The sequence below is a fragment of the Alteromonas antoniana genome (assembly GCF_019249295.1).
Taxonomy (GTDB): domain Bacteria; phylum Pseudomonadota; class Gammaproteobacteria; order Enterobacterales; family Alteromonadaceae; genus Alteromonas; species Alteromonas antoniana.
The window spans coordinates 1-16,575 of sequence record NZ_JAESDH010000014.1 but is presented as its reverse complement, the minus strand read 5'-3'; the positions used below and the strand labels follow the sequence as shown (position 1 = coordinate 16,575).

Annotated in this window: 12 protein-coding genes and 1 pseudogene; 9 read left to right on the top strand and 4 right to left on the bottom strand. The window is 49.7% G+C overall.

What is annotated here, in order from left to right:
- Nucleotides 1–90 precede the first annotated feature (90 nt).
- The 4 genes from JKP77_RS12625 (at nt 91) to JKP77_RS12610 (ending at nt 4,395) form a co-directional block, all read left to right on the top strand.
- Nucleotides 91–2,220 (top strand): TonB-dependent receptor, encoded by a 2,130-nt coding sequence (locus tag JKP77_RS12625; RefSeq protein ID WP_420840067.1) that lies wholly within the window; start codon nt 91–93, stop codon nt 2,218–2,220.
- A 240-nt stretch (nt 2,221–2,460) separates the two neighbouring features.
- Nucleotides 2,461–3,327 carry a sensor histidine kinase gene (locus JKP77_RS12620; RefSeq protein WP_218311595.1) on the top strand — a complete coding sequence of 289 codons (867 nt, stop codon included), beginning with the start codon at nt 2,461–2,463 and terminating at the stop codon, nt 3,325–3,327.
- Nucleotides 3,315–3,836: a response regulator transcription factor gene (locus JKP77_RS12615; RefSeq protein ID WP_218311594.1), complete on the top strand. Its 522-nt coding sequence runs from the start codon at nt 3,315–3,317 to the stop codon at nt 3,834–3,836. The genes JKP77_RS12620 and JKP77_RS12615 overlap by 13 nt, the downstream gene beginning before the upstream one ends.
- Before the next feature lie 121 nt (nt 3,837–3,957).
- Complete coding sequence (locus JKP77_RS12610; RefSeq protein ID WP_218311593.1) at nt 3,958–4,395, top strand: BLUF domain-containing protein; 438 nt, start codon at nt 3,958–3,960, stop codon at nt 4,393–4,395.
- Nucleotides 4,396–4,516: 121 nt separating this feature from the next.
- Here the strand turns inward: JKP77_RS12610 and JKP77_RS12605 are convergent, their stop codons facing one another.
- The 3 genes from JKP77_RS12605 to JKP77_RS12595 form a co-directional block, all read right to left on the bottom strand.
- Nucleotides 4,517–5,233: a ZIP family metal transporter gene (locus tag JKP77_RS12605; RefSeq protein ID WP_218311592.1), complete on the bottom strand. Its 717-nt coding sequence runs from the start codon at nt 5,231–5,233 to the stop codon at nt 4,517–4,519.
- A gap of 25 nt (nt 5,234–5,258) precedes the next feature.
- Nucleotides 5,259–6,578, bottom strand: coding sequence for a Xaa-Pro dipeptidase (gene pepQ, locus JKP77_RS12600; protein WP_218311591.1), 1,320 nt, complete (start codon nt 6,576–6,578; stop codon nt 5,259–5,261).
- Nucleotides 6,579–6,852: 274 nt separating this feature from the next.
- Nucleotides 6,853–8,874: a transglycosylase SLT domain-containing protein gene (locus JKP77_RS12595; protein WP_218311590.1), complete on the bottom strand. Its 2,022-nt coding sequence runs from the start codon at nt 8,872–8,874 to the stop codon at nt 6,853–6,855.
- A gap of 800 nt (nt 8,875–9,674) precedes the next feature.
- On the opposite strand from JKP77_RS12595, the gene fadB reads away from it, so the two are divergent.
- Both fadB and fadA read left to right on the top strand, forming a co-directional pair.
- Entirely contained in the window at nt 9,675–11,825 is a 2,151-nt protein-coding gene (fadB, locus tag JKP77_RS12590; protein ID WP_218311589.1) for a fatty acid oxidation complex subunit alpha FadB, read from the top strand.
- A gap of 18 nt (nt 11,826–11,843) precedes the next feature.
- Nucleotides 11,844–13,007 carry an acetyl-CoA C-acyltransferase FadA gene (gene fadA / locus JKP77_RS12585; protein WP_218311588.1) on the top strand — a complete coding sequence of 388 codons (1,164 nt, stop codon included), beginning with the start codon at nt 11,844–11,846 and terminating at the stop codon, nt 13,005–13,007.
- A 51-nt stretch (nt 13,008–13,058) separates the two neighbouring features.
- Here fadA and JKP77_RS12580 read toward each other — a convergent pair whose 3' ends face one another.
- Nucleotides 13,059–14,027, bottom strand: a complete 969-nt coding sequence (locus tag JKP77_RS12580) for an integron integrase (protein WP_218311587.1) — start codon at nt 14,025–14,027, stop codon at nt 13,059–13,061.
- Between the two features lie 240 nt (nt 14,028–14,267).
- Between JKP77_RS12580 and JKP77_RS12575 the strand changes: the two are divergent.
- From JKP77_RS12575 to JKP77_RS12565, 3 genes and pseudogenes are all read left to right on the top strand, one after another.
- Nucleotides 14,268–15,420 (top strand): annotated as a pseudogene (locus JKP77_RS12575) (IS3 family transposase).
- 419 nt (nt 15,421–15,839) lie between these two features.
- The gene (locus JKP77_RS12570) at nt 15,840–16,106 is read left to right on the top strand and encodes a hypothetical protein (RefSeq protein ID WP_218311585.1); all 267 of its coding nucleotides are present in this window, start codon (nt 15,840–15,842) and stop codon (nt 16,104–16,106) included.
- A 128-nt stretch (nt 16,107–16,234) separates the two neighbouring features.
- Nucleotides 16,235–16,492, top strand: a complete 258-nt coding sequence (locus JKP77_RS12565; RefSeq protein ID WP_218311584.1) for a hypothetical protein — start codon at nt 16,235–16,237, stop codon at nt 16,490–16,492.
- Nucleotides 16,493–16,575: the final 83 nt, after the last annotated feature.

The following is a 16,575-nucleotide window of genomic DNA, read 5'->3' as shown; positions in this document are numbered from 1 at the left end:
CCTCGACAGTATCCGGTAAATAAGTCACTTGCAGGGCTTCCAGACCCACTGCGACAATTTGTCGCATCTGATCCAATTCGCTCCCTTGATATGATTTTCGCAAACTCACATAAAATTAACTGGTTAATGAAGAACATATCAACTTTTTGCCTGACTGCGATAGCGACAGCCACATTTTCAAATCCTTCTCTTGGTAACGATAGCCATGTAGAACATATACAAGTATCCGGTAGTAATCCTTTTGGCAGCAATGGCCAATCCATGGCGTCATTAATTGGCGAGCAAGTTGATTTCTCTGCTGCTGGAGGCGTTTCCGCGTTGCCGGTTATTAACGGGCTGATGGGAGACCGGGTAGCAGTTACTATCGACGGCGCGTCCATTACCTCTGCATGCGCTAATCAAATGAACCCGCCTCTTTCTTACGTCTCTCCAAGCCAGGTTCATTCTGCAAGTGTGTTTGCCGGGGTCTCTCCGGTTAGTTTCGGGGGAGACAATATTGCGGGAGTTATTCGCGTCGATACCATTGAGCCTATTTTCAGCGATACGGATTCGCTGGCATTTCAATCGGGTTATCTCGGCTCGCACTACCGTAGCAATAATAATTTAAAAGGCATTGATGCAGGTTTTCAGGTAGCCAGTGAAAGCGTTAGTGTGAGTTACACCGGCGCCTTTGAAGATGCAGAAAGTTATGAAGATGGAAACGGTGACACCGTGTTCGACACGCTGTACCGAGCGCAGAATCATAGTATTACGGCCGCAATACAGGATGAATCAGAGCAGTTTGCGATTAAACTGACCCACCAATCAATTCCTTTCCAGGGCTTTGCTAACCAGTATATGGACATGACTGACAATAACAGTCTCGGGGTCATTGCCCGATACACCCGTCAGTTTGATGAACAGCGCCTGCAAATTCAGGCCAACTGGCATCAGGTAACACACGAAATGGGCTTTTTCACCGATGAAAAAACGGGAATGATGCCGATGAACACTGATGCTGTCGATCGTGCTCTTACATTCCGCTGGGACACCAATTTAAACCCGTCACATTCTCTCGCTATGGGGCTGGAGTATCATGAATACCGTCTTGATGACTGGTGGCCAGCAATTGCTGATTCAATGATGATGGGCCCCAACGATTACATCAATATCAATGACGGAACACGTAAACGCCTGGCTGCATACCTGGAGTCAGGCAAAGCGCTGTCAAGTCACATCACCCTGTTAGCTGGCATTCGCGTGGAAGACGTCACCACCGACACGGGGGAGGTTTCTCCTTACAACCGCATGCCCATGATGGGAATGCCGAACGTCGACGCAGAAGCGGCTGATGACTTCAACGCCTCAGACAAAAAGCAGTCAGATTTTCTTACCGACATCAGTTTACTTCTCACCTACTCAGCATCAAGTAATCACCAGTGGCAATTTGGCCTGGCGCGCAAGAACCGGGCGCCGAACCTCTATGAACGCTACAGTTGGGGGCGTGGAACGATGGCCACTACCATGATCGGCTGGTTTGGCGATGGTAACGGCTACATAGGCAACATTGAGCTGAAACCAGAAACAGCCACTACTGCGAGCATTACCTACTCTTATGCCAACGATGCCGATACCACATCTGTATCTGTTACGCCCTATTACACCAAAGTGGAAGACTATGTTGATGTCACAGTGACGGACACGTTTTTTGCGTTTAACAGCACTGACAATCCACAAGCTAAAAGAAACAAACTTCAGTTTACCAATGTTGATGCTACCTTGTTTGGTGTCAGACTCTCTGCAAAGCAACACGTGTTTGAAAGCGATGACGCAGGCAGGCTCAGCGTTAACGCCAGCGCCAACCTTACGCGAGGTAGTCGTGACGACACTAATGATGCTTTGTATCAAATCGTCCCCTGGCAGTTAAAACTCAGCCTTCTGCACGAATTAGGCGCGTGGCAAAATCGACTGGAATTACAATGGACAGACGATAAAAACCGCGTAGACCCAAGACGCCTCGAAAACACAACCGACGCGTTCAGTATCGTAAACATATATACCAATGTTGGTTGGCAAAACTGGCAGTTAAGCGCTGGTATCACCAATCTTCTGGATAAAAACTACGACTTGCCCTTGGGCGGCGTTAGTGTAGCGGATATAAGAATGCAAAGAAGCTCAGCATTCGAACAGCTTGCAGGGGAAGGGCGCTCGTTTAATATAGCCGCCAAATACAGGTTCTGATAACCTCACTGAAAAGTATAAGGCGATTAATACGACATGTTGTTATTACTGCTGTTCGTCAGTTTAAGACGGCGCCAGTTTTCCAATTGGTTGATAGCATCACTTTTGTTGGCTGAAATTTTTTCAGTAAACATAGTTTTGGCATTTAACGGCGGTGCTACCAACCCTTTTGGTTCGATTCTTCTGGTTCCTGTCGTACTCGCCTTTATGTTGCTCCCACTGCGGCTTTCAAGCGCGCTAGTGGCAATCAGTATAGGCTGTCAGGCAGCCCAGCTATTATTTCCAGGCGAAACGGGCCATGTCGGCCATGTTATGCAGAGTCACTACCATGGAATGGTGATGAGCTTTGCGTTCAGTAGTCTTTTGATTGGCGTGGTGGTGTTGTACTTTAAACGACAACTCTCTCTGCATGAAGAGCAACTGCAACTTCAGCGTGAGCAACAGATGCGTAACGAGCAATTGTTAGCGATAGGCACAGCGGCAGCACAATTAACTCATGATGTGGCAACGCCGGTACAAACCATCAAATTGCTACTTGAAGAAGCTGAGGAATCTTCATCACCGCCGCCGTGGCTGTCCGATCTCTTAATTGAATTTTCGCGAGTAGAAAACCAACTTAGTGAATGGCGGGAAATTGCAAACGATGTACGCGCAAAAAAACTGCACGCCTTCTCACTGACTTTCTTGCATGATCAGCTCAAATCAATACTGTTGAATGCGCGCCCTGAAACACAGGTAACCTGGGAGATTTCACCATCTACAGAGTACACGATAACTGCTGACAGAACGGTATTGCCAGCATTGAGCAGTATTCTTATTAATGCCTGTGATGCCAGCCCGGAAGGCAGCGCTGCGCCCATTCAGGTCTCATCTTCTGTCACAGAACAGCACTGGCTGCTCCGTGTTTCGAACCCGACGTCTATTGATGAGGATACGCTTAACCTCCTTGGTCGCCAAATTGTACCCAGTGCAGAGGGGCATGGCGTTGGCGCTATAGTCAGCAACGCCACCATTGAGCGTTTCAACGGACGCGTACAATGGACGTTAACAGGTAATATCCTGACGACCGAAATCAGACTGCCGGTGAATGCACCATGCACATACTGATTATTGATGATGATCGTGCCTTTCTCTCTACCTTGTCACGACGTCTTGAGATGTCAGGGGATATCTGTGTATCTGCTTTCGATTCTGTGGAGGCAGCATACGCGAGCGATAGCAATAATGAAGTAGATGCCATTTTGCTGGATATGCAATTGGGAAAAGAGAGTAGCCTGAATGCCATCCCCGAACTAAAAGCGCGATACAGCCCTACCCACCTTATTGTATTAACCGGGTATGCGAGTATTGCCACAACGGTAGCGGCTATTAAAAAAGGGGCGACAGATTATCTTGCAAAGCCTGTCAGCCTTAAAGAAATTATTCACCGGCTGTCCGGTTCAGCAGTAACAGAGGATCACAACTTCATTCCGCTCTCTCCCGGTCAGGTGGAAAGAGAGCACATCGAACGGGTTCTCCAGGAGAATGACGGCAATATCAGCGCTACGGCGACGGCGCTTGGGATGCACCGCAGGACATTGCAAAGAAAACTGCAAAAATTCTCTCGCGGCACCTGATTCAGGTTGAGGGAAAAGCGACGCAGTTCTGGCCTGCCTTAAAAAGGCCTCTGCGAGGCTAAATTACGATCCGATTACTCCTTGGTGCGTAAAAGTGATAACGAGTAAATGTGAAGGCCTCATGTTAAAACGCATCATCTATCGAAGTCATATTGCTGATCATGTTGGCGGTACTGAAATAAGAGAGATTAGCTCTCATGCCAAAGCCGCCAATAGCGCAGTTGGCATTCAGGGCGCACTGATTGCTATTAACCGCTATTTTTATCAGGTTCTTGAAGGGGATGAGGCGCTACTTACGCCATTGTTGAGTAAGATTCAGGCTGACCAGCGCCATTTTGAGTTCATGGTATTGCAGGACACGCCTATTGAAGCAAGCAAGTTTGATGGCTGGGACATGACACTGATTATGTCACCATCACCGGATCTGGAAACCTGCGTAGCGCAAATTAACGAGGCTTTTGATAATCAGGAGACATCAGCGACGGTACAGGCGAGGCTTTGTGAAGGACTGGTTTATATTATTCTGGGTGCGGTAGACGCTAAGGCCGTATCATTCTGATAGCTGTCATACCGCAGCGATGACCGTTGTCGTACCGAGATAAACGTTGCCGTGCTGAAATAATTATTACTGTAATAACCGTCGTCAAATTGTGATAACCGTTGCCCTGCTCAGCTAACGATTACCCTTCCACCATGTAGCCAATTATACCGATAAGAAATCCTAATATGCCTCCTAACGGCGGCATCCAATGATTTTCCATTCGAATTTGTGGCGCAATGTCCTGTAACACAGAATACAAAATACCACCTGCGGCAAACAGCATAATACCGCTGATTATTACCGGATAGTCAGCCAGCCAGAAATAGCCTACAGCGGCCATGACAGGCCCAAGCAGTGACATTACGCAGAACAGCAAGACAATTTTTTTGCGGTTGTCGCGGTTTTTGGCTCGCATTTCCCGATAGGCATTAAAGCCTTCCGGCAGATTTTGCACCGTAATGAGCAGGCCCAGCAGCAAAGTGCCCCCGCCTAACGCGGCAGTGGTGCCAAGCGCTATTGATTCGGGAATAAAGTCGCTGAGCATAGCGGCAAGCTGACTGGCCGGTGTTTTGTTTTTTGCCAGATAAATGTCCAGCGCCATAAATGCAAGCGCGCCGCCGACAAAGCAGAGGCATGCCGCTAATACCGACACATCTTTTATGCCCTCCGGCACTAACACCAGCGCAACAGCGGAAACCAGCGCCCCGGCTCCCAAAGCCAGGACACCGTGACGAAGCTCCTTCTCCAGCCACTTAGGCTGAAAACCATGTACGGATGCCAGCAGCGCGCCTGCGGGCATAGCAAGCCCGGCAATCAGCGACACAATCAGTAATGTAATAATTCCGGCGTCTGGCATCCCTGCGCTCCTTTTCCTTTAAGCCTTACTCGAGACCTAAATCCCGGGTCATGTTCTCGTTGCGATCACGATGAACGATTATGTTGTCTTCAATACGAATACCGCCGAATGGTCGATATTGTTCAATCGTATCCCAATTAATGTATTTAGAGGCTGGTGACGATTTCAGGTCTGCCAGCAAACTATCGATGAAATAGAGGCCCGGTTCGATAGTAAATACCTGACGCGGCTCAACGACGCGGGTACAGCGAAGGAACGGATGCTCATCAGGAGACGGCTTTGGTGTACCGCGGTCGTCATTTACCAAGCCACCGACATCATGTACCTGCAGACCAAGGAAATGGCCGATACCGTGTGGGAAGAAGGTACGGGTGAGGCCCTGCTCAACAATGTCAGGCGCTGCCAGATTAACGATACCCGTGTCATGCAGGATCTGAGCAATGCCATCATGAGCCAGAAGGTGAATGTCGGTATAGGCTACGCCCGGCTTAAGCGCATCACCTAAGGTAACCGTCACCTTATCGACGGCTTTGATAAGATCCGCAAAATGGTTATCTTCCATCGCGTAGGTACGGGTGATATCTGCGGCATAGCCATGGTAATTTGCACCCGCGTCGATCAGAAACGAACGGTTTTGCTTCGGCGCTACCGTATCGCACTGCATGTAGTGCAAAATCGACGCATGCTCATTTAACGCCACAATGCTGGTATAGGGCACATCGTTGTCCCCCTGACGGGACGCCTTCGCGTAAGCCAGATTGATATCAAACTCACTACCGCCCTGACGAAATGCCTCAGCAGCCGCATTATGACCAGCCACCGCCAGCTTGTTCGCTTCACGCATGCAGTCGAGTTCGTAATCAGTTTTATACGCACGCTGATAATGCAGATAATGCAGCACGCGATCAGGATTGACGTTTTCAAAGCCCAGAGCACGGGCCACTTCGATATATTCACCGATATAGGCCAGACGGGTTTTGTCATATGGCAGATGTTTTTCTACCGCGTCAGCCTGCTTAAGCAAAATGATATCGAAGCTGTCTGTCCAGAAATCATTGGGCTCTGGCGGCACTTTATGCCAGAAATCTACCGGGCGATAAAAAATCAGTTTGGGCTTGTCTGTGCCGTTTACCACCAGCCAGCAATTGGGGTTATCAACAACCGGCACCCAGGCTTTGAACTGCGGATTTACTTTAAACGGATAGTGGTTGTCATCCAGAAACAGGCGTTTGCCCTGTCCTGAATGGATCACCAGTCCATCTAAACCCTCTCGCTGCAATGCTTCACGTGTGCGAGCCTGCAGCTCTTCAATATGCGCCTGATACGTTGCCTTATGGTCAGTCATAAAACCTCATTGCTGTAATCTGTTAAACCTTGTGAACGGGCAATACCCTGGCCTGCCGTTTATTGCACAACAAGCTGGACCGGCCAAACCCGCAAAAAAGGGTTATGCCGCTGCCCGCGTTCTTCAATGGCGCATAGTTTACCATGACTCTGGCTCAGACGTTATGGTGTGTATGTAAGCAAGCTTGGAAACCGGAAAGTCGCGATGCCACTTGTCGATACCCGGGGGATGTACTTTACCGTTTCGTCACCACGCGCTTGTCAGCGGGTGCCGTCTACTGCGGCGCCAGTTGCAACTGTCCCGTCGACTGACTCTCTATAATTGACGTGGCGGCAGGGATTGGACGCGTTGCCAGCTCATTGAATAGTTCTGAAGGCTCGCCAAGCTGCTGCTCGTAAATATAACGATAAGCCAGCACGGCTTTCACGTAATGGCGGGTTTCACGGTAAGGGATGTTTTCAATCCAGATGTCAGTGGGCAATGCCTGCTTTTCAGGCAGCCATTCCAGCACCCGTTTCCAGCCCGCATTGTAGGAGGCCGATACCAACACCGGGTTATCGTCGAGCTTATCCATCAGATAACGTAAATACTGCACTCCAAAATGCAGATTCTTGTCTGGCTCAAACAGGGTCTGGCGGTTTACCCGCTGCTCTGAAATATACTGCGCGGTACCGGGCATTAGCTGCATGAGTCCTGTAGCGCCTGCCGGTGATACCGCATCTGACATAAACGAGCTTTCCCGGCGCGCAATCGCCATCGCAAATGCCTGAGGCACATTATAGGTTTTACCCACTGAGGAAAATTCGGGTGCATACGCCAGCGGGAAGCGACGTTCAACATCATCCCAGTAGCCGCTGCGGGCAAAACTGATGATGGCCTGATCGTACCATCCCCACTCGCTGGCAAGGATAGCCGCATCTTTCACCTGCGTGCTATTAAGCGAAAACAGCAAATGCCGCCACTCGCGACGGGCATCAATTAAGCGTCCGAGCTGAAGAAATTCATACGCCCGTTTGGCAGACGGCAGGTTGCGAATTTGCTCGATAACCGCCGGATCACGCGGTGTAGGGCGATGCATCAGAGAGGGCTTTTTAGCCAGCTTCGCACTGGCCAGAAACCCATAAAAATGGCGCTCGCCAGCAAGCTCTTCGTAGGCCATTGAGGCTTGTTCGGGCATGCCAAGCGCATCAAAGCTGCGGCCACGCCAGTACAGAAAATTATCTTCTTCCTGACGTTTGTCGCTGGCGCTACCTATTACCGCTAACACCTGCTGCCATTGCTGCTGGCGAAGCAAATAAGCCACATGCCAGCGTTTTACGTCTTCATCCGCACCGGACACATCGGCTTTTATCAGCCACTCACGAGAGTCAGGATGATTGTCTATTGCCATACTCAGAGCGATAGCACGGGAAATATCCCGCGTCTGCTCAGCACTGAAGATTTTCTTTGGCTGCCACAGGTAATAGCCTTTTACGGCATCATCCACACGCTGCCATGCCAGTCGCTCCAGAGACCAGGCTAAAATGCGCGCTTCGTCATCTTTATTTCTTAACGGAAAGCGCGAGGCTTTCAATGCCACACGGGCTGAGCGGCGAGCCTGCTCCCAGAGATCAGCAAGGTAGTAGGTATCATCAGATAACCGTTTTTGCAGATACGGTACTAAGCGTATATTGCCTCCCATCGCCGCTTTTTCGATACGCCCAAGGACTTTATCGTCGGTCATCATGCCGTGCTTGCGCCACAATGCAAATATGTCGTCACACTCGTTCGGTTGCGACTCCCCTGACAACCAGATGTCATCAACCTTGGCCAGCCAGTATGCCGGATTGCTTGCCATCTCTACCTGATAGCCAAGATACTGACAGGTAATGGCGGCTCCCATATTATCGCGATAGCTGGCCATAAAAGCATCTCTGTGACCTTTCTCTGCGAGGTATGCCAGCCATTTACGGCGCAGGCTGTAAACAAATGGCTGGTCGTCGTAATCGAACAGGAAACGTTCCACCTCTTCGCGATTGCGAATGGTTAAGTCGCGTAACAATTTTTGCCGCACAAGATATGGATAAAGCGGATAGCCCTGAAGGGCATCGAATTCGCTGGTAAGAGAGTGAAGTTTATTTCGGGGAGTAAGCTGGATGGCTTTTTCGAGGGCTTCGAATGCCTCTCGCTGGGCGTCTTTACCGTCATTAGGCAACAAGGACTTCGCGGCCACCGGCCATGCGCACAGCAACAAGCTCGTGATCAGCGCAACGCTAAAACACCGGGCCTTCCTTAATGTCGACGAGAAAACTTCCATCGTGTCACCCTACCTGCAAGAACAAATTCACTATGATTGCATGCGACATTCATACCGACTTAACACTCAGACGGGAAACTATGGCCCGTAAAGAAAGGTGTAACTTGTGCATCGTAAACGGGCCCTGGGGCTCCGGCTGCACTCACGCACTTTGTCAGGTGGTTTGTTATTGTTGTTAGGACTGGCGATCACCTTCAACTGCAGCCATTATACAAGTGATGTTTCGCAGAAGTCCATGTGTACATTGGTAGCATGACGACCTTGTAATGATTCGTTTGCAACCATGCCCACACCCAAGCGGTTGTGAAATCATACTCTGTGTTACCCGAGTTTGTTGATCTTTGATGTACGGATGTTATTCGGGATAAATGCGTTTTGCTCGCGGCGCGCCGATTGCGGTCTGGTAATCCAGGTAAATTAAATAAAGCGGAACAACGATCAACAGGTTCAGGGGGAATATGCACAGAAAGTCGCTTTTTTCTCACCGGTGCGAAGATGTTTGCGCGCTGGCAACACATAGTTGATATATCCGCGTGTTTGCGCATTTTTTCGTATGTCACTGGTCGAGTTTCGGCTTGAAAAAATGACATACGACGCCATATTTTGCACAAATTGAAACAGTTGTTTGAATTTTTCATTGAAATTTTGCGTGGCTTTGTCAAGAATCTAGCCACCCTAACGCGTCAGTACAATTCGATCCCTGGAAGCTTTTTCGACGTTATTAGTCGTACTTTCCACCTTGTACCCACAAAAGGGACGACCCTGTACTGGCATCCTGGCCAATGCCAAAGGAGATGATAATGATATACGAAGGCAAGAGTCTGTCCGTCAGCATGCTTGACGACGGTTTTGCTGAGCTGGTGTTTGACGCCGCAGGCTCAGTGAATAAGTTCGATCGCCAGACCGTCAGCGAACTGGATGAAGCCACTCAGGCTTTAAAAGGTCGCGATGATGTGAAAGGCGTACTGGTACGCAGTGGTAAATCTGCGTTTATTGTTGGCGCTGACATTACCGAATTCACAGACCTGTTCAGCAAGTCGGATGACGAAGTATTAGAGTGGGTTGGCAAAACCTCTCAGGTATTTGACCGTTTTGAAGATCTGCCCTTCCCAACCATAGCCGCGGTAAACGGCTTCGCCCTTGGCGGCGGTTGTGAAATGGCGCTGGCATGTGACCTTCGCGTAGCCGACACCTCGGCATCCATTGGCTTGCCGGAAGTGAAGCTTGGCCTGATGCCTGGCTTTGGCGGCACCGTTCGCCTGCCTCGTCTGATTGGTTCAGACAATGCCCTTGAATGGATGACCACAGGAAAAGATCGCAAAGGTCAGCAAGCCCTTAACGAAGGTGCGGTTGATGCTGTTGTCGCGACCGATGCGTTAAAAGACGCTGCGCTTTCGATGCTGAAAGATGCCGCAGAAGGCAAGATTGACTGGGAAAAACGTCGCACTGCGAAAAAAGCGCCGCTGGCCCTGAACAAAAACGAAGCCATGATGAGCTTCTCTACCGCACAAGCCATGGTAGCGGCGAAAGCGGGCAAGCATTACCCTGCCCCGCACATGATGGTAGAGACCGTGAAGAACGCCTCTGGCCTAGACCGCGATGGCGCCCTGAAGCTGGAAAACGAAGGCTTTGTGAAGCTGGCGAAAACCGATGCCGCGCAAGCGCAGATTGGTATTTTTCTGGCCGATCAACACGTGAAAGGCAAAGGCAAGAAGCTGGCGAAGTCGTCTTCAAAAGAGATTAACCTGACTGCGGTACTGGGTGCCGGCATCATGGGTGGCGGCATTGCCTATCAGGCAGCCTCAAAAGGCCAGCCGGTAGTGATGAAAGACATCAACCGCGATGCGCTGGATTTAGGCTTGAAAGAAGCGGCGAAAATCCTGGGTAAAGGCATGCAGCGCGGCAAGGTAGACGCCACCAAAATGGCAACCACGCTGAACGCCATTACGCCAACGCTGGAATACTCCACCATGAAAGATGCCGATCTGGTTATCGAAGCCGTGGTAGAGAATCCGAAAATTAAAGCCAGCGTGCTGAAAGAAACCGAGTCGGTGGTAGCGGATGACGCGATCATCTGTTCAAACACCTCTACCATTTCCATTAACCAACTGGCAGAGAGCCTGGATAAACCAGAGCGCTTTTGTGGTATGCACTTCTTCAACCCTGTGCACCGCATGCCGCTGGTTGAAATTATCCGTGGTGAAAAAACCTCAGAAGAGACCATCAACGCCGTTGTTGCTGCCACGCTGAAGATGGGCAAAACGCCGATTGTGGTAAATGACTGCCCGGGTTTCTTAGTTAACCGTGTACTCTTCCCTTATTTTGCGGGCTTCAGCAAGCTGGTGCTGGACGGTGCTGACTTCGTGAAAGTCGATAAAGTAATGGAAAAAGATTTTGGCTGGCCGATGGGCCCGGCCTATCTGCTTGACGTTGTGGGCATGGATACAGCCGATCACGCCTCTGGCGTAATGGCTGATGGTATTCCGGAGCGTATGCAAAAAATTGGCAACGATCCTGTGACCATCCAGTTCAATGCGAAGCGCCTGGGTCAGAAGAACGGTAAAGGGTTCTACGACTACGGCACTGATAAGCGTGGCCGTCCAACCAAAACCGCGTCTGAAGAAGCATATGGCCTGATGAAAGAGCATGTGGCAGACAGCCGTGATTTTGATAAAGAAGAAATCATTGCGCGATTGATGGTACCCATGGCGAACGAAGCTATCCGCTGCCTGGAAGAAGGCATCGTGGACAGCGCATCAGAAGCCGATATGGCGCTGCTGTATGGCCTTGGCTTCCCGCCGTTCCGTGGCGGTATCTTCCGCTGGATTGAAACAATTGGGTTAGCGAACTTCGTCGAAATGGCTGACAAGTACGCTCACTTAGGTCCGATTTACCAGGTTACAGACGGTGTGCGCCAAATGGCCGCCGACGGTAAATCTTACTTCGCATAAACCCAAAGGAGACAGAACATGAAAGACGTCGTAGTAATCGATTGCATTCGTACCCCAATGGGGCGCTCCAAGGGTGGCGTATTTAGAAACGTGCGTGCTGAATCCCTGTCAGCGCACCTGATGAACGCGTTGCTTAAGCGCAACCCGAACCTGGATCCTTCAGAGATTGAAGACATTATCTGGGGCTGCGTACAGCAAACCAAAGAACAGGGCTTTAACATTGCCCGTAATGCGCAGCTGCTGACCGACATTCCGCGCAGCACCAGTGCAGTGACAGTAAACCGTCTGTGTGGCTCGTCTATGCAGGCACTGCATGATGCTGCCAAAGGCATTATGACCGGCAACGGTGATGTGTTTATGATTGGTGGTGTTGAGCATATGGGCCACGTGCCAATGACGTTCAACGTAGACTTCCACCCCGGCCTTGCCAAATACACCGCGAAAGCGTCTGGCAACATGGGGATGACAGCCGAGCTGTTAGGTCGCCAGAACGGCATCAGCCGTGAAATGCAGGATGCATTCGGTGCACGTTCGCACCAGCGTGCTCACAAAGCGCACCTGGAAGGCCGCTGGAACAATGAAATTGTGCCAGTGGAAGGTCATGACGCCAGTGGCGTGCTGAAGATGATTGATGCTGATGAAGTGATTCGTCCGGAAAGCACAGTAGAAACCATGGCTGCACTGCGCCCGGTATTCGATCCGGTTAACGGTACAGTAACCGCAGGTACGTCATCTGCGATTTCTGATGGTGCATCAGCCATGCTGCTGATGTCGGCAGACAAAGCCAAAGCACTGGGGCTGAAACCTCGGGCGCGCATCCGTGCCATGGGTGTGGCTGGCTGTGACGCGGCAATTATGGGTCAGGGCCCGGTTCCAGCCACTCAGAAAGCGCTTAAGCGTGCCGGCATGACCATGGACGACATCGAACTTGCCGAGTTCAACGAAGCCTTTGCGGCGCAAGCGCTGTCTTGTATTAAGCAACTGGGCTGGCTGGACAATTACGATGAGAAAGTGAACCTGAACGGTGGTGCGATTGCACTTGGCCACCCACTGGGTTGCTCAGGCGCACGTATCAGCACCACGCTGCTTAACCTGATGGAAGACAACGACAAGAGCGTTGGCCTTGCCACCATGTGTATTGGTTTGGGTCAGGGTATCGCGACCATCTTTGAGCGCGTGTAACCGACACTTGATTGAAGTATGAAAAGGGCCTGCGGGCCCTTTTTTTGTTGCTTACAGAATAAGGTTAGACAGCGGACTTACCACGCCGTGCGCGCCCTGCTGCAGGATATGAGTGTAAATTTGCGTCGTTCTGACGTCAGCATGACCAAGCTGATCCTGAACGGTACGAATGTCTGCGCCCGACTGTAACAGGTGCGTGGCAAAGGAGTGTCGTAGGGTGTGCGGCGTGACATGCTTAATAATGCCGGCATCAATTGCGGCTTTTCTCACCGCGCGCTGAACCTGTTTCTCATCGATATGATGACGCCTCAAGCGCTTACTTTCCGGATCAATGCTCAACTTTTGCGCGGGAAATAAATACTGCCATTCGATTTGTTTGTTTCGTGTTTTGTATTTCTTCATCAAGCCCTGAGGCAACCAGGCACCGGCAAATTCGGGTACGCGCAAATCACGTTCAAGCAACACTTCAGCCCGTGAAATGTGCGACTGAAGGTGAGAAATAAGAGATTCAGAAAGCGTTGCTACCCGATGCTTACCGCCTTTACCAAACCAGATACGAACGCATTTATAATCGAAGTCGATATCCCCTACCCGTAATCTCACACATTCCATTAGCCTGAGACCGCTGCCGTAAAGCATGGCGGCAGCCAGATAGTGCTGTGGCGTAATTCGATTTAACAGTGCTTTTACCTCTTGCTGTGTAAGCACAACAGGCAACTTACGCTCGCGACCACTGTTTATAAAATTCATGTCCTCTGGTAGCGGTTTTTCAAGATATTTCCCATACAGAAAGACCAGCGCATTCAGTGCTGTTGCCTGCGTAGAGGCTGCGGCTTTTCGCTTAATTGCAAGATATGTGAGATACGCTTCGACATGGGTTTCATCGAGCTTTTCGGGGTGTGCATACTGGTGAAACCGAATGTAATCAGCAATCCAGTTCAGGTAGTTTTCAATAGTGCGTTTTGCATAACGCTTAATAAGCATAAACTCGTAAAGCGAATTGAGGAAAGTAGACTTCATGTGTGCCGTAAAAATAAAAACAGCCTACCGCCATTATGTTGTTAAAAATACTGACCTAAAGCTGGGAAATGATGGAAAACATGCGCGAAGTACACCATTTTGTGCATACCGCCGTTTTGTCGTATTTAAACGAAAGGACAAAAACACCATTTTGGGTTTCGTGTTTTATTTGAGAAGGGTTCTACCCATATTTTACGGACACAGCCATAAAGAGGCATACTATGCCTAGAAGGAGTGTCTATGACCAAACGAAGAAAATATTCCCCGGAATTTAAACGCGAAGCCGTTTTACTGACCCAGCAACCGGGTGTGAGTTGTCGCCAGATAGCACTGGATATCGGTGTTAATCCAAACCTGTTAAATCGTTGGAAACGTGAAGCAGAGCAAAACAAAGACCAAGCATTTAAAGGCCATGGCAGCCCCCGTGATGAAGAAATGGCGAAACTGAAACGAGAGCTGGCTAAAGTCAAAAAGGAACGCGATTTTTTGCGAGAAGCGGCAACGTTCTTCGCCAAAGAGTTACCGTAAGGTATCAGGCGATATCGCGTTGCCGCGACAGCTTTGCAGTTCGCATGATGTGCCGCTGCCTAAACGTCTCACCGAGTGGTTATTATGCATGGGTGGAGCGTCAGCCCAGTGCGCGTGATATCGCCAACGCACGGTTGCTTGAGCGAATGCGAGAAATTCACGACGACAGCGGCGGCATTATTGGCGCGCCGCGGATGCATGAAGACCTGCAAACCGACGGTCTCAAGGCCAGTTTGAATCGTATCGCAAGGCTCATGGCTGCGAATGGCATTTACGGCTGGCCGCGCAAAAAAGGCCGTGGTACAAAACGCAGCTCAGTGCGTCCTGCTGGTCTAGCCAATCATCTTGAACGAGACTTTACCGCACAGGAGCCGGAAACCAAGTGGGTCACTGACATCACTGAAATCGCGACATTGGAAGGAAAGCTCTACCTGTGTGTGGTGCTTGACCTGTTCAGCAAACTCATCGTGGGTTGGTCAATGCATCATCGCCAGGACAGGCACATGGTCATGCGTGCCGTTGAAATGGCAGTCTGGCAACGGCAGGAGCAACATAACGTAGTGCTGCACTCTGATCGCGGGACACAGTTTACCAGCGGTGATTATCAGCGATTGCTCAAGCGCGAGAACCTAATCAGTAGCATGAGTGCCGTAGGCCACTGCGCTGACAACGCCGCCTGTGAAGGTTTTTTCGGTATACTGAAGCGTGAACGGATTAACTATCGACAATATCGAACAAGGGATGAAGCGAGAGCTGACGTATTCGATTACGTCGAGCGGTTCCATAATCCAAGAATGCGACGTAGACTAGCAAATCAAGACAGCAAGTTTACGTCTTTATCAAACCGTCCGTAAAAACGGGGTAGAACCCGAAGGTTATGGAGTAATCTCAGATATACACAGAAATTAAATACCCCAAAGTGGGCCGTGAATTTGCACCGTTTTGGGATCTAGTAAGTTGTTATACACCAACCCTTTTTCAATAATTTCATTGCTTTCAGCGACTGGCTTTTCTCAACACCTTTCGGCGCTTCTCTGCAAAAAGCAGCGGTATTGTCACGGTCAAACAAGGTTCGCGCACCATAACTTCGCTCAGCTACGCTGCTCTCCTATTCCAAGTTCTTTAACCATACTGGTATTATGCTTTCGGTTTGCGTATAACAATCAAATTAAGTCGTGCGCCAAAGGCGCACTGGGACAATAACACGCAGGCTCAACTCACTCCGTTCGCAGTATAGCCTGCCCGTTATTGCCCCTTATTTGGGTGTTATGTTCCAGGAGGAATATGAAAGGTTCAGTAGTGTTAATTCACGGAGATGAATGGATGCGTGCCGACGTAGACGAACCTATTGAATGGGCTAAAACTAAGACTTGGGTCAAGGAGCAGTGGTCTGCCGACTCTCCCACTTGGGACCATGACCACTGTCAGATTTGTTGGTGGAAATTATTTAGCTCAGAAAATGAGGAGCACGGTGTTGGTTATCATAATCTTGAAAACGATAACTGGCTTTGTACAGAATGCTATGTGCAATTCTTGAGCATTGGAACATAACAATCCAATATAGTCGCTCACTGCGTTCGCTGGGACACAAACACGTAGGCTCCCATCGCTTCGCTCAGGATTTTAGCCTACGTATTTGTGCCCCTAATTGGGGCGTTATATGCCAAGAGAGATTTTAAATGGGATTTGAAATTTGGCACTTCATTGTGGGTATTGCGATTCTACTCAATATGGTTGTTTCTATATTTCTGGTGCGACGTGATGATTTGGAAACCTTTCAAAAAGGTGCTCAGATATTTATTGTTTGGTTAATCCCATTTTTTGCGGCTATTGGGTTATGGTTATTAAATCGTAGTCAGGATACGCCAGCAAAAACACGCAAAAGTTTTGGAGGCGGCCCCCAAGATAGCAGTGGCGTTGGCTCTTCGGGTGACTAATGGCATATAACAAACGACTATGGCGTCAACCCGAAATTTAAGCTGTTTTTTCTTCCCACACGACGCCATCTCTCACCATCGAA